The sequence below is a fragment of the Cellulosimicrobium cellulans genome, assembly GCF_042723955.1.
In the GTDB taxonomy this organism is placed as follows: Bacteria; Actinomycetota; Actinomycetes; order Actinomycetales; family Cellulomonadaceae; genus Cellulosimicrobium; species Cellulosimicrobium cellulans_H.
In genome coordinates this window covers 5475-17466 of sequence record NZ_JBHXIC010000014.1, presented here as the reverse complement: position 1 = coordinate 17466, position 11992 = coordinate 5475, and the positions used below count along the sequence as shown (strand labels likewise).

Here is an 11992-nt window from a genome sequence, read left to right as displayed (position 1 = left end):
GCCGCGCGCCACACCCCCCCCCCCCCCCCCACGCACACGCCTAGACACTAACCCCGCCGCGCGCCCCCCGCGCTCCCCCTCGACCCACCCCCCCCCACGCCAGGGGTGGGCAGGGGTGGGCGTCTCTCAGAAGGGCTTGCGGGCCACGACGAGGAAGCGCGGGGCCTCGTCGACGAACTCGTGGCCCGCGGCGAGGTGCAGGTGCAGGGCGCGCAGCGGCGCCTCGTACCGGGCGACCGCCTCGGGGGACAGGGACGCCAGGTCGGGGACCTGCCACGCCATGAGCTTGAGGTACCAGAGCACGGACGACAGGTCGCGGAACCGCCGCAGGCCCTCGTGCTCGCGCGCGACGTCCACGACGAACCCGGCGTCGCGCAGCACCTCGACCGCGGCCTCGAGGGTCACCGAGTCCGGGTCCCACGGCAGCTCGACGCCGAGCGCCGTGTTGAGGCGCAGGCCGTCGCGGGTGTCGACCTGCTGGGTGAGGAACACCCCGCCCGGTTCGAGCACGCGCAGCACCTCGTCGGGGTCGAACTCCTCGTGCCGGTCCAGCACGACCGCGAACTGGTCGTCGAAGAACGGCAGGAGCTGCTCCTCGTCGCCGTCCACCGGCCGGACGTCGACGCCCAAGGGCTCGAGCCGACGTCGGGCCACCGGCAGGTTGGGCGCCCAGCCCTCCGTCGCCGCGGACCCGGCGGGCAGCGGCCCGAGCGTGGACAGCAGCTCGCCGCCGCCGGTCCCCAGGTCGAGCACCGGGCCGCGGCCGCTGCCGACCAGCTCACGAGCGAGCGCGGCGTAGTCCCACGGCAGCGGGTCCTCGACCACGCGCTCCGCCACGGGCGAGAGGTCGAACCCGACCACCGGCACGGCGCGGGCCCAGGCGACGTGCTCCTCGAACGAGGCGTCCCGGACGGGGACGGGCACGTCGGTCGCCCGGTCGGAGGTGGCGGGGGTGTCGGGGACCGCGGCTGGCATGCGTCGATTGTCACCCGTGCGGGCGCCGTCGCCGAACATGCGCGCCGGTCCCGTCGCGCGCCGCCGGGGAGTCCTCCCCATCGCCGCGAGGCGCGTGCGCGCGGTAGCCTCCCCGATGCCCGTTTCGTGCGTTCCGTGACGCACGGGCCCGGCGGGGGACACGGATCGACCGACGAGGGGACCAGGACGACGTGAGCGGGATGTGGGGCGCCGACGTCACCGAGCTGAGGAGGCTCGCGCAGTCGCTGCGCTCCGCCTCCGACCAGCTCGTGAGCACGACGTCCGAGGTCAGCGGCCTCGTGGAGGCCGCTGGCCGGTGGCAGGGCGGCGACGCCGACCAGTTCCGGGGCGAGTGGACCGGGTCCTCGGTGGCGCTCCTGCGCGGGGTGAGCCAGACGCTCGCCGAGGCGTCGCAGGCGGTGCTGCGCAACGCCGACGAGCAGTACCTGACGAGCACCGAGGGCGGCACGATCCCGTCCCCCGGCGTGCCCGGCCCGGGCTTGCCGACGGGGCCCGGCGGCGGACCGCTCGGTGGCGGGACCCCGCTCGCCGGGTCGATCTGGGACGTCGGCGAGACCCTCGCGGAGGCGGGGACGTACGTCCTCGACACGCTGAAGGCCTGGAAGGTCGGCCAGTCCCTCACCGCGTTCCTGCAGGCCAGCCGCCTCGCCGACCTCTCCGACGCCGCTGCGAGCGCGTCGGTCTTCGCGCGCGGCATGGTCCTCGACGACGCGATGGGGTTCCTGGGCGGGCTCGGGACGGCGGGCCGGCTCGTGGGCGGCGTCGGCGGCCTGTTCGGCGTCATCGGCGGCGTCAACCAGATGTTCAACACCGAGTACGACGGCGTCCGGGGCGGCGTCGACCGCGTCATGGGCGGCCTGTCGGTCGTGGGCGGCGCGGGGACGATGCTCATGATGGCGGGCATGCTCACCAACCCGGTGGGCATCGGGATCGTGGTGGGCGCGGGCGTCGTCGCGGGCGCCTGGGCGCTGGGGAACCTCGTCGTCGACAACTGGGACGCGATCTCCGGGTTCGCCACCAACCCCGGCCCGTACCTCGCCGACGGGTGGAACACCGTGACCGACTTCGCGGGCGACGCGGTCGATACGATCGGGGACGTCGCGTCCGACGTCGGGGACGCGATCGGCGACGGTCTCTCCGCCGCCGGTGACTTCGTCGGAGGACTCTTCTCGTGACCCAGCAGACCATGCGGTGGTCCGCGTCGGACGTCGCCGCGGCCGAGCGCACGCTCGCGCGGGCGGTCGCGGGCGAGACCACGCACGTCGTGACGCTCACCGACGAGGAGATCGTCATCCTCGACGGTCTCCAGAACCCCCAGCTCGTGGCGGTCCCGTGGCTCGACGCGCAGGAGGGCGCGGACCGCGCGCTCGTGGGCCGCGTGGCGCTCCGCTCGCTCCTCGCCCGCGGCATGGTCGTACCGAGCGAGGACGCGACCGCGGCCGAGCCCGTGGACGGCCGGCCGGCCGTCGGCATCGAGGCCGTCCCGGAGATCACGGGTCCGCTCGTCCTGCGCCGCACGGCGAACGCCATCCTGTCCGTCGAGCGCACGACGTCGCTCGGCCGGCACTGGGTGTACGTCTACCTCCACGAGGACGACCGCGTGCTCGAGGAGGAGGTCGCCCCGAGCGGCCACCACGCGTTCAGCGTCTACCCGCTGTCCGAGCTCGCGGGCCGGCTCGCGGTCTTCGTCGACCCGGCCTCCCAGGCCCTGCTCGACGGTCGCTCCCAGACGTTCACGCCCGACGACTTCGCCGCCCGGGCGTCGAGCCTGCCGGAGCTCGCGGGAGCGCTGGCCGTGACGACGCTCGGCGCGGTGCACGCGGGATCCGACCTCCTGGAGCAGGTGAGCGTGTACGCGACCCCCGACGGCGTGTACACGGTCCGGGGCGGCGAGCACGGGGCCGACGGCGCGCCGACCTCGCTCACGCTCTCCGAGGTCGGGGCGGCCACGGTCCGCCGTCTCCCGCTCGAGCTGCTCGGCCGATGAGCGGGCCGATGACGGGGACCGCGACCGGCGCGCGCGCGACGCGCAAGGTCCGGCACCACGCGGAGCGGTCGGGCCTCGGCACGGTCCGGCACGTGTCGGCGGCGACGCCGAACGCCCCGGCGTGGGCGGTGACGGTGGTCCTGGTGCTCGTGTTCTCCGTCGGGCCGGCGCTCGTGGGGAACGCGGGGCCCGCCGCGATCGGCTACCTCCTGCCGTCGTTCGCGGCGATCGCCGCCGTGATCCTCTGGTTCCTCGGGTCCGAGAAGCTGGTCGTGCTCGACCAGGGGATCCTCGTCGGCTCGTTCGCCCCGTTCCTGCGCCCGGTCGCGGTGCCCTTCGCGGCCCTCGACGTCCGGACCGTGCGCGCCGCCGTCGCGAGCCCGCGCACCCTCGGTCTGCTGCTCACCGACCGCGGCGTGTCGACGGCGTCGCGCACCGTGCTCTGGTCACGCCGCGCCGTGACCTTCGTGGGGGTCGCGCCGAGCCAGCTCCGGCAGGCGCGCGCTCGGGGGCTGCACGTCGACCTCACGACCGCGACCGCCGTCGACCTCTGGGTCTTCTCGGCCCGCGACCCGCGTCGCCAGGAGCAGGTCGTGCGCGCGCTGGGCGACGCCGCGCGCGCGGCGGGGGTGCCCGGCGCGGAGCACGTCGAGGCGCTCGCCCTGCCCGCGCAGCCCGTCCAGGTCTCGCCGCAGGGTGCGGACCGTCTCGCGGTCCCGGACCGGCTGCGCAGCGCCCGGGCGCGGCACCCGCAGACGACTCGCTGAGCCTGTCGCGGACGGTCGCCCGGCGTCAGGCCGAGGTGGGTCCGAACGCCGCGGCGAGGCGCGCCGTCGGGCCGTCGCCCTCGGTGCTCGCGGCGCCGAGAGCGGCGACCTGGAGGACCATCCACGGGCTGAACGCCCACGGGGTCGCGGCGACCGCGCGCGCGACGTCGCGCGGGTCCGCCCAGGCGGTCTCCATGACCTCGTCGGGGTTCGGCTCGACCGTGCCCGCCGCGCGCGCCGCGTAGACCGGGCAGATCTCGTTCTCCACGACGCCGGAGGCGTCGACGGCGCGGTAGCGGAAGCCCGGCACCGCGACCTCGAGGCCCGCGATCTCGAGCTCGAGCTCGTGCCGCGCGTGGCGGACGATCGACTCCTCGGTGGTCTCGGTCCAGCGCGGGTGCCCGCAGAAGGAGTTGGTCCACACGCCCGGCCACGTGCGCTTCGCGAGGGCGCGCCGCGTGAGCAGGAGGCGGCCCGCGTCGTCGAGCACGTAGCAGGAGAAGGCGAGGTGGAGGGGCGTCTCGGTCGTGTGGACCGCGGCGCGCTCGAAGGTGCCGGTCCGTCGACCTTGGTCGTCGACGGTGACGACGTGGTCGGCAGCGACGGGGACGTGCGAGGTCATGCGGCCACTCTCGCACACGCCGGTCCGGGACGGGGAACCGCTGTCAGGAGTCCGTGGCACGCCCGTGGCGGGCCCGGGCGGAGGGCCGGGCGGCCGCCCGGCCGTGAGGGGAGTCACGCCGACGGCTCGACGCACCGTCTTGCCGAGCCCACCCCGGAGTGAATTAAGGTGAGGGTAACCTCACTCGCAGCCGACCGACCGGGCACGCGCCCCCCGAGCAGATCCGAGCACCATGACCTCGCCCGCGACCGCCGACGCGCCGGCCGACGTCCCCGACGGGACCCTCCGGACCGCGACGGACCGCGACGACCGTCCGGCCGGGGTCGCCCGCACCAACGCGGGTCGCAGCCTCGGGCTGCTCGTCGCCGTCGCGGTCCTCGTGCTCGCGATCGTGCTCAGCCTCGTCGTCGGCTCCAAGCCGGTCCCGCTCGGCACGGTGTGGGACGCCCTGACCGGGTACGACGGCTCGGGCGACCACGTGATCATCCGCGACCTGCGGTTGCCGCGCACGGTCGTCGGCCTCCTGGTCGGCGCCGCGCTCGGGGTCTCGGGCGGCCTCATCCAGGCCATGACGCGCAACCCCCTGGCCGACCCGGGCATCCTCGGCGTCAACGCCGGGGCCGCGTTCGCCGTCGTGCTCGCGGTCGCGTTCCTCGGGTTCACGGACATCCAGTCCTTCATCTGGTTCGCGTTCGCCGGGGCGGTGGTCGCGACCGTCGCGGTCTACGCCATCGGGTCGCAGGGGCGCGGGGGAGCGACGCCGGTACGGCTGACCCTCGCGGGCGTCGCGCTGGGCGCCGTCCTGGGCGGCGTCTCGCAGGGCATCACGCTGCTCGACCCCGCGGCGTTCGACCGCATGCGCTTCTGGGGCGCCGGCTCGCTGGCCGGCCGCACGACGGAGATGGCCGGCACGATCGCGCCGTTCGTCGTGGTCGGGCTCGTGATCGCGCTCGTCGTCGCCCGCCCGCTCAACACCATCGCGCTCGGCGACGACCTCGCGAGCTCGCTCGGCGCCCACGTCGGGCGCACGCGCATCCTCGTCGGCGTCGCGGTGATGCTCCTGTGCGGCGCCGCGACGGCGGCCGCCGGGCCGATCGCGTTCGTCGGGCTCATGGTGCCGCACGTCGCGCGCTGGACGGTCGGCCCCGACCAGCGCTGGATCCTGCCGTACTCGGCCGTGCTCGCGCCGGTCCTGCTGCTCGTGTCCGACGTCGTCGGCCGCGTCGTCGTCACGCCGGGCGAGCTCCAGGTCGGGATCGTCACCGCGTTCGTCGGTGCCCCCGTCCTCATCGCGCTCGTGCGCCGCTCGAAGGCGAGCGGGCTGTGAGCGCCCCGGTCCGGGACGACGCGCCCGTGGACCCGTCCGTGCGCGGCGGCGGCGTGCACCGCGTCGACTTCGGCCGCCCCACGCGCGTGGTGCGCGGGCTCGGCGGCCGCGCGAGCCTGCGGCTCGACCTGCGCACGCTCGCGGTGTGCGGGGTGCTGCTGCTCGTCGCGCTCGCGATCGGCGTCGTCGCGCTGACCACCGGCGACTACCCGCTCACCGTGCCGCAGGTGCTCCAGGCGCTCGTGGGCGCGGCCGACGGGCCGGTCCACATGGTCGTCGTGGAGTGGCGCCTGCCGCGCGCGCTCATGGCGCTCGTGCTCGGCGCGGCGCTCGGCGCGAGCGGCGCGATCTTCCAGTCCCTGACGCGCAACCCGCTCGGCAGCCCCGACGTCATCGGGTTCAACACCGGCGCGTACACGGGCGCGCTCGTCGTCATCATGCTGCTCGGCGGCGGGTACGTCGGCGTCGCGGCGGGCGCGCTCGTCGGCGGCATCGTCACCGCGGGGGTCGTGTACCTCCTGGCGTACCGGCGCGGGGTCCAGGGGTTCCGGCTCATCATCGTCGGCATCGCCGTGTCCGCGATGCTCGCGTCCGTCAACCAGTGGCTCATCATCAAGGCGGACCTCGAGACCGCGATGGCGGCCGCCGTGTGGGGCGCCGGGTCGCTCAACGGCATGACCTGGGCGCAGGCCGTGCCCGCGTGCGTGCTCGCGGCGCTCCTCGCGCTGCCGCTCGTGTGGCTCGCGCCGCGCATGGGTCTGCTCGAGCTCGGGGACGACGCCGCGGCCGCCCTCGGCCTGCGCCGCGAGCGGGTGCGCCTCGCCGTCGTGATCGTCGGCGTCGCGCTCACGGCGCTCGTCACCGCGGCGGCCGGGCCCATCGCGTTCGTCGCGCTCGCCGCCCCGCAGCTCGCGCGCCGCCTCACGGGCGCCGCAGGCGTGCGGATCCTCCCCGCCGCCGTCATGGGCGCCGTGCTGCTCGCCGCGAGCGACCTCGTCGCCCAGCGCGCGTTCGCGCCCACCCAGCTCCCCGTGGGCGTCGTCACCGTGAGCGTCGGCGGCGCCTACCTCGTGTGGCTCCTCGTGCGCGAGGCCCGCAAGTGACCACGAACCCGCAGACCGGAAGGACCCCGGTGGCACTCACGAACCTCGCGGCCGCCCCGAGCGTCGCCGACGCGTCGACCGACGCGCGCGCGGACCGCGTCCCGCCCGCGGACCGCCTGCACGCCGAGGGGATCACGGTCGGCTACGACGACCGCGTCATCTCCTCCGACCTCGACGTGAGCATCCCCGACGGGTCGTTCACGGTGATCGTCGGGCCGAACGCGTGCGGCAAGTCGACGCTGCTGCGCGCGCTGTCGCGCCTGCTCAAGCCGTCGCGCGGGCAGGTCGTGCTCGACGGCCGCTCGATCTCCTCGATCCCCGCGAAGGAGGTCGCGCGCCGCCTCGGACTCCTGCCGCAGACGTCGATCGCCCCCGAGGGCATCACCGTCGCCGACCTCGTCGCGCGCGGGCGCTACCCGCACCAGAAGCTCCTGCGGCAGTGGTCGCGCGAGGACGAGGCCGCGGTGGTCGGGGCGCTCGCCGCGACCGGGACGACCGAGCTCTCGGGCCGCCTCGTCGACGAGCTCTCCGGCGGGCAGCGCCAGCGCGTCTGGGTCGCGATGGTGCTCGCGCAGGAGACCCCCATCCTCCTGCTCGACGAGCCGACGACGTTCCTCGACATCGCGCACCAGATCGAGCTGCTGGAGCTGTGCGCCGACCTCAACCGCGACCGCGGGCACACGCTCGTCGCGGTGCTGCACGACCTCAACCACGCGTGCCGGTACGCGACCCACCTCATCGCCATGAAGGACGGCGCGGTCGTCGCGGAGGGTGCGCCGGCGGACGTCGTGACGGCCGAGCTCGTCGAGGACGTGTTCGGCCTGCCCTGCCGCATCATCGCCGACCCCGTGACGGGAACGCCGCTCGTCGTGCCCGAGGGTCGTCCCCGCCGCGCCTGACCGCAGCCCCGTTCCCCGCCGGTCGACTCACCCGCCCGACCGGCCCCCCACCGTCCTGCGCTCGCCCGCACCGCCTCGTCGGAGGAGCAACGCATGACCCGCAGCACCCGTCCCTCGTCCACCCTGCCCGCCCTGCCCGCGCTGGCCCGCGCGACCCGGCCCCGGCGCCCGGTGCGTTCCCTCGCCGCGGGCACGCTCGCCGTCGGGCTCGCGGCCACGCTCGCGGCGTGCTCGACCGCCACCGACCAGAGCGCCGACGGCGCGGACGACGGCGCGGCCCCGTCCGCGTCCGCGGAGGGCTGGACCTGGACGTCCTCGGGCCACGGCACGACGTACGCGCTCGACGAGGCGCCGGACGACCTGGTCGTCGACGGCTACACCGCCGCCGCGCTGTGGGACTACGGCGTGCGGCCCGCCGGGGTGTTCGGCTACGGCTTCTCCGATGCCGGCGCGCTGTCGATCGGCAACGCCCGGGTCGACGAGATGGAGGTCGTCGGAGCCGACGCCGAGCTCAACCTGGAGAAGCTGCTCGCGCTCGAGCCCGACCTCGTGATCGGGTTCGGCAACGAGGACGGCACGGCCTGGACCTGGTGGGACGAGAAGGTCACCACGGAGGCGACGGCGGTCGCGCCGTTCGTCGGCATGAAGTTCTCGGGCCGCCCGGTCGTCGAGGTGATCGAGGACTACGCGTCGCTCGCGGAAGCGCTCGGCGGCGACGTCGACTCACCGGAGGTCACGGAGGCGAAGGCCGCGTTCGACGAGCGGCTCGACACGCTGCGCGGCATCGCGGCGGAGAAACCGCTGACGATCCTGCCGCTCAACGGCGCGGAGCAGCTGTGGGTCGGCCAGAAGAACCTGGGCCAGCTCGCGCTGCTCGAGGAGCTCGGCTTCACGATCGGCGGGCCGCAGGACCAGGAGGGCTGGGCCGAGCTGAGCTGGGAGCGCGTGCCGGAGCACCCGGCCGACGTCGTGCTGAGCTACACGGGCTCCGACGAGGCCATGGCCGCCAACCCGGTCTATGCCGGGCTCCCCGCGGTGCAGGCGGGCCAGGTCGTCGGGTGGGACGACAAGCGGCCGTTCACCTACGCGAGCTACGTCGAGTGGTTCGACGAGCTCATCGCGGTGCTCGACGGCGCGGAGGTCGTGTCGGGCGCACCGACGTCCTGACGGCCCGCGCCGTCCCACCAGTCCAGGACGACGGTCGCGTGGTAGGTGAGCCAGCGTGACGGCTCGCCCGCGGGCGCGTCGACCTCGAACCACACCCGGCCCGGGTGGCGCCGGCCCTGGAGCCAGGTGCCGTCCGGGCGCCGGGCGCGGCGGACGTGCTCGACGGCGTCCGCCGCGCGCGGGTCCGGTGGCGTCCCGTCGAGCAGCGACGCCTCGCGGAGGTAGACGAGCGCGTTGAGCACGCTGTAGTACCAGCGGAACGGGTACGCGAGGCGGAACACCCAGTCGCCGACGGGCTCGCCCGTGCTCAGGCGGCGGAACAGGCCCCGGCGCAGCAGGTACTCCTCGCCGGAGCGACGCGCCGCCCGCAGCTCGTCGCTGCCGCTCGCGAGCTCCTGGTACGCGAGGAGGCCCTTGAGCGCGTTGAGCGTCGAGTGGAAAGACGACACCGTGGCGCCCTCCACCCACGCGCAGTTCCACCCGCCGTCGGGCAGCCGACCCGCGAGGACCGCGGCGAGAAGCTCCGACACGTCGACCCCGAGCCAGGCGCCCGCCGCGAGCGTGTACCCGTTGATGCACCAGTCGACCTCGCCGCCCCAGTAGGGCAGGTCGTCGTACTCCCAGCGGCTGTGCGCCGCGAGCAGCTCGGGCGTGCGGCGCGCGCGCAGCACGCCCGGGTCGAGCCCCCACTCGCGCAGCGCGACGAGCGACCAGGTCGTCGCGGTCCACGGCTGACCCTCCTCGGGCCTGCCCCCGGCGTCGTACGCCGCGTCGGTCGCGGCGTCGACGGCGCCGACGTCCGCGGGAAAGTAGGCGCCGCCGGCCCACTGGCCGTCAGGGTCCTGCAGCGCGAGCAGGCGCGCACCGAAGCCCTCGGTCGCGACGCGCGCCCGCGTCGCCTCCCACACCTCGGGAGGCGCGTGCACGACGTCGCGCTCGACCCGCCACTGCAGCGCCGGGTCCGCGTCGAGCAACCAGTCGACCAGCCCGTCCTCGGGCGGCCCTCCGGGAGTGGCGGCGGCCATCCGGTCACGCTACGCCCGGTACGCGTGCGGCGTCAGCCCTCGTCGTCCGCCCGGCCGGCGATGACGGCCACGGCCCGCGCGAGCTCGTCCCCGCTCGGGACCGCGTCCGGGTTGAGCAGCCAGAGGATGCCGAGGCTCTGCACGAGCACGAAGTCGAGCCGGGCGACGGCCGCGAGGTCGTCCTCGCTCAGCTCGGGCCGTGCCGCCCGCAGGTGCTCGAGGATGCCGAGGTAGCCCTGCCCGGTCGCTGCGGCCAGCTCGCGGCTCGCCTCGCCGTCGCGCAGGACGCGCACGGAGTTCTCGAGGCTCGCGAGCAGGGCCTCGCGGTGCGCGGCGAACACCTCGGGCATGCGGTTCCACAGGGCGGCGAACCCCTCGAGGAGCGGGAGCGACGCGGTGTCCTGGACGACGGCCTCCATCGAGTCGCCGATGCCGCTGCCGAGCGACTCCAGGAGCGCCTCCGTGAGGAGCCGTTCCTTGGAACCGAAGTGGTAGCCGATCGCGGCGAGGCTGACGCCGGCCGCGGAGGCGATCTCGCGCGCCGTCGCCTTGGCGACGCCGCGCTCGACGATCACCTGGCGCGCGCCGGCGAGGAGGTCTTCACGGTTTCCCACGGGCGACAGCCTATCGCGCGGTTCAGACGTTCGTCCTAGACAAGCGTGCCACCCGCCTGTTAGACATCCGTGTAAGACGAACGTCCAAACGGAGGGCACCGACATGACCAGCACCGACCACACCCCGCACGTCCTCGTCTCCGGCGGCGGCATCGCGGGCCTCGCGCTCGCGCTCCAGCTCGTGCGCCAGGGTCAGCGCGTCACCGTCGTCGAGCGTGCGCAGGCACCGCGCCCCGGGGGCCAGGCCGTCGACCTCCGGGGCGCGAGCCGCGAGGTCGCGGGCCGGCTGGGCGTCATGCCCGGCGTCGAGCAGCACCGCGTGCACGAGGAGGGTCTCGCCTACGTGGACAGTCGGGGTCGGGTGTTCGGCCGCATGTCGATGGCCGACTTCGACGGCGAGGGCGCCGTGGCGGAGATCGAGATCGCGCGCGGCGACCTCGCGCGCGTCCTGCTCGACGCGCTCGTCGCGGCGGGCGACGACGCGCCGGGCCTCCTCGACCTGCGCTTCGGCGACCGCATCACCGCGCTCGCCCAGGACGCCGGCGGCGTGGACGTCACGTTCGAGCACGCCCAGGATGCCCGCTTCGACCTGGTCGTCGGGGCCGACGGCGTCCACTCCGCGACCCGCCGCCTCGCCTTCGGGCCGGAGGAGCAGTTCGCGACCTACCTCGGCGGCTACGCGGCGTTCTTCACCCTGCCCACGCCCGACGACGTCGAGCCGGGCTGGTTCGCGATGCGGTTCGTGCCGGGCGCGACGTTCGGGATCCGTCCCGACCGCGACCCCTCGACCTCGAAGGCCCTGCTCACGCTCCGGGTCGACCGGGACCCCGCGCTGCGCGGCGACCGGGCGCGGCAGGAGGCGCTGGTCCGCGGCCTGCTCGGGGGCGCCGGCTGGCACGCCCCGACCGTCCTCGACGCGATGTCGCACGCGTCCGACCTCTACTTCGACGAGCTCGTGCGGATCGACGTCCCGGACCCCGTCGCCGGCCGGGTCGTGCTCCTCGGGGACGCGGCGTCGTGCGGCTCTCCCATGACGGGCCAGGGCACCGCGACCGCGCTGGTCGGCGCGTACCTCCTCGCCACGCACCTGGGCGCGACCCCCGACGACGCCACGGGCGCGGCGCGGCGCTACGCGGCGGACGTCGCCCCGTTCGTCGAGGCGGGCAAGAAGATCCCCGGTGGGGGCATCGCGCGCATGGTGCCCGGGAGCCGGGCGGAGGCCGCCGTGCTGCGCGCGACGACCGGCGTCATGCTGTCGCGCGCGCTGCGCCCGCTCGTGCGGCGCATGTTCCGGGCGGGCGGCGACGCGCCGTCGCTGCCGGCGACGGACGCGGCGCCACAGCCAGTCCGCTGAGCGACCGCCGAGCACGCGGCGCGGGGGGGGGCGCGCCCGCCGCCCGCCCCCCCGGGCGCCCGGGCGGGCCCGCGCGACCGGGCGGGCGAGGGGCCGCGAGGTCGGGGGCGCGCCGCCGGACAGTCTCTCTG

At 75.6% G+C, this 11992-nt stretch carries 12 protein-coding genes; 8 read left to right on the top strand and 4 right to left on the bottom strand.

The features are described from left to right. Nucleotides 1-126: 126 nt before the first annotated feature. Entirely contained in the window at nucleotides 127-975 is an 849-nt protein-coding gene (locus ACFWH7_RS05945) for a class I SAM-dependent methyltransferase (protein WP_378215546.1), read from the bottom strand. Between the two features lie 191 nt (nucleotides 976-1166). Here ACFWH7_RS05945 and ACFWH7_RS05940 point away from each other — a divergent pair, with 191 nt between their 5' ends. Genes ACFWH7_RS05940 through ACFWH7_RS05930 form a run of 3 tightly spaced genes read left to right on the top strand, consistent with a single transcriptional unit; the run spans nucleotide 1167 to nucleotide 3750 of the window. Continuing rightward, the gene (locus ACFWH7_RS05940; RefSeq protein WP_378215545.1) at nucleotides 1167-2171 is read left to right on the top strand and encodes a WXG100 family type VII secretion target; all 1005 of its coding nucleotides are present in this window, start codon (nucleotides 1167-1169) and stop codon (nucleotides 2169-2171) included. Beyond that, nucleotides 2168-2983, top strand: a complete 816-nt coding sequence (locus ACFWH7_RS05935) for a hypothetical protein (protein WP_378215544.1) — start codon at nucleotides 2168-2170, stop codon at nucleotides 2981-2983. The genes ACFWH7_RS05940 and ACFWH7_RS05935 overlap by 4 nt, the downstream gene beginning before the upstream one ends. Next, the gene (locus tag ACFWH7_RS05930) at nucleotides 2980-3750 is read left to right on the top strand and encodes a hypothetical protein (RefSeq protein ID WP_378215541.1); all 771 of its coding nucleotides are present in this window, start codon (nucleotides 2980-2982) and stop codon (nucleotides 3748-3750) included. Before ACFWH7_RS05935 ends, ACFWH7_RS05930 begins: the two co-directional genes overlap by 4 nt. A 25-nt stretch (nucleotides 3751-3775) precedes the next feature. Here ACFWH7_RS05930 and idi read toward each other — a convergent pair whose 3' ends face one another. Then, nucleotides 3776-4372, bottom strand: coding sequence for an isopentenyl-diphosphate Delta-isomerase (gene idi, locus ACFWH7_RS05925; RefSeq protein WP_047230875.1), 597 nt, complete (start codon nucleotides 4370-4372; stop codon nucleotides 3776-3778). A gap of 232 nt (nucleotides 4373-4604) precedes the next feature. Here idi and ACFWH7_RS05920 point away from each other — a divergent pair, with 232 nt between their 5' ends. From ACFWH7_RS05920 to ACFWH7_RS05905, 4 genes are all read left to right on the top strand, one after another. Then, nucleotides 4605-5699, top strand: coding sequence for an iron chelate uptake ABC transporter family permease subunit (locus ACFWH7_RS05920; RefSeq protein ID WP_378215540.1), 1095 nt, complete (start codon nucleotides 4605-4607; stop codon nucleotides 5697-5699). Between the two features lie 26 nt (nucleotides 5700-5725). Further along, nucleotides 5726-6802: an iron-enterobactin ABC transporter permease gene (fepG, locus tag ACFWH7_RS05915; protein WP_463054452.1), complete on the top strand. Its 1077-nt coding sequence runs from the start codon at nucleotides 5726-5728 to the stop codon at nucleotides 6800-6802. Between the two features lie 116 nt (nucleotides 6803-6918). Further along, nucleotides 6919-7701, top strand: a complete 783-nt coding sequence (locus ACFWH7_RS05910) for an ABC transporter ATP-binding protein (RefSeq protein WP_378215599.1) — start codon at nucleotides 6919-6921, stop codon at nucleotides 7699-7701. A gap of 93 nt (nucleotides 7702-7794) precedes the next feature. Next, complete coding sequence (locus ACFWH7_RS05905) at nucleotides 7795-8868, top strand: ABC transporter substrate-binding protein (protein ID WP_378215539.1); 1074 nt, start codon at nucleotides 7795-7797, stop codon at nucleotides 8866-8868. Here the strand turns inward: ACFWH7_RS05905 and ACFWH7_RS05900 are convergent. Further along, nucleotides 8793-9893, bottom strand: coding sequence for a squalene cyclase (locus ACFWH7_RS05900; RefSeq protein ID WP_378215538.1), 1101 nt, complete (start codon nucleotides 9891-9893; stop codon nucleotides 8793-8795). The genes ACFWH7_RS05905 and ACFWH7_RS05900 overlap by 76 nt on opposite strands. A 32-nt stretch (nucleotides 9894-9925) precedes the next feature. After that, entirely contained in the window at nucleotides 9926-10507 is a 582-nt protein-coding gene (locus ACFWH7_RS05895; protein ID WP_378215537.1) for a TetR/AcrR family transcriptional regulator, read from the bottom strand. Nucleotides 10508-10610: 103 nt separating this feature from the next. Between ACFWH7_RS05895 and ACFWH7_RS05890 the strand changes: the two genes are divergently transcribed. Beyond that, nucleotides 10611-11861, top strand: coding sequence for an FAD-dependent oxidoreductase (locus ACFWH7_RS05890; protein WP_378215536.1), 1251 nt, complete (start codon nucleotides 10611-10613; stop codon nucleotides 11859-11861). Nucleotides 11862-11992: the final 131 nt, after the last annotated feature.

What these genes read in the sequence shown, in the direction of transcription:
- ACFWH7_RS05945 (WP_378215546.1), bottom strand. Translation starts at nt 975, where the DNA reads ATGCCAGCCGCGGTCCCCGACACCCCCGCCACCTCCGACCGGGCGACC.
- ACFWH7_RS05930 (WP_378215541.1), top strand. Translation starts at nt 2,980, where the DNA reads ATGAGCGGGCCGATGACGGGGACCGCGACCGGCGCGCGCGCGACGCGC.
- idi (WP_047230875.1), bottom strand. Translation starts at nt 4,372, where the DNA reads ATGACCTCGCACGTCCCCGTCGCTGCCGACCACGTCGTCACCGTCGAC.
- ACFWH7_RS05920 (WP_378215540.1), top strand. Translation starts at nt 4,605, where the DNA reads ATGACCTCGCCCGCGACCGCCGACGCGCCGGCCGACGTCCCCGACGGG.
- ACFWH7_RS05905 (WP_378215539.1), top strand. Translation starts at nt 7,795, where the DNA reads ATGACCCGCAGCACCCGTCCCTCGTCCACCCTGCCCGCCCTGCCCGCG.
- ACFWH7_RS05900 (WP_378215538.1), bottom strand. Translation starts at nt 9,893, where the DNA reads ATGGCCGCCGCCACTCCCGGAGGGCCGCCCGAGGACGGGCTGGTCGAC.
- ACFWH7_RS05890 (WP_378215536.1), top strand. Translation starts at nt 10,611, where the DNA reads ATGACCAGCACCGACCACACCCCGCACGTCCTCGTCTCCGGCGGCGGC.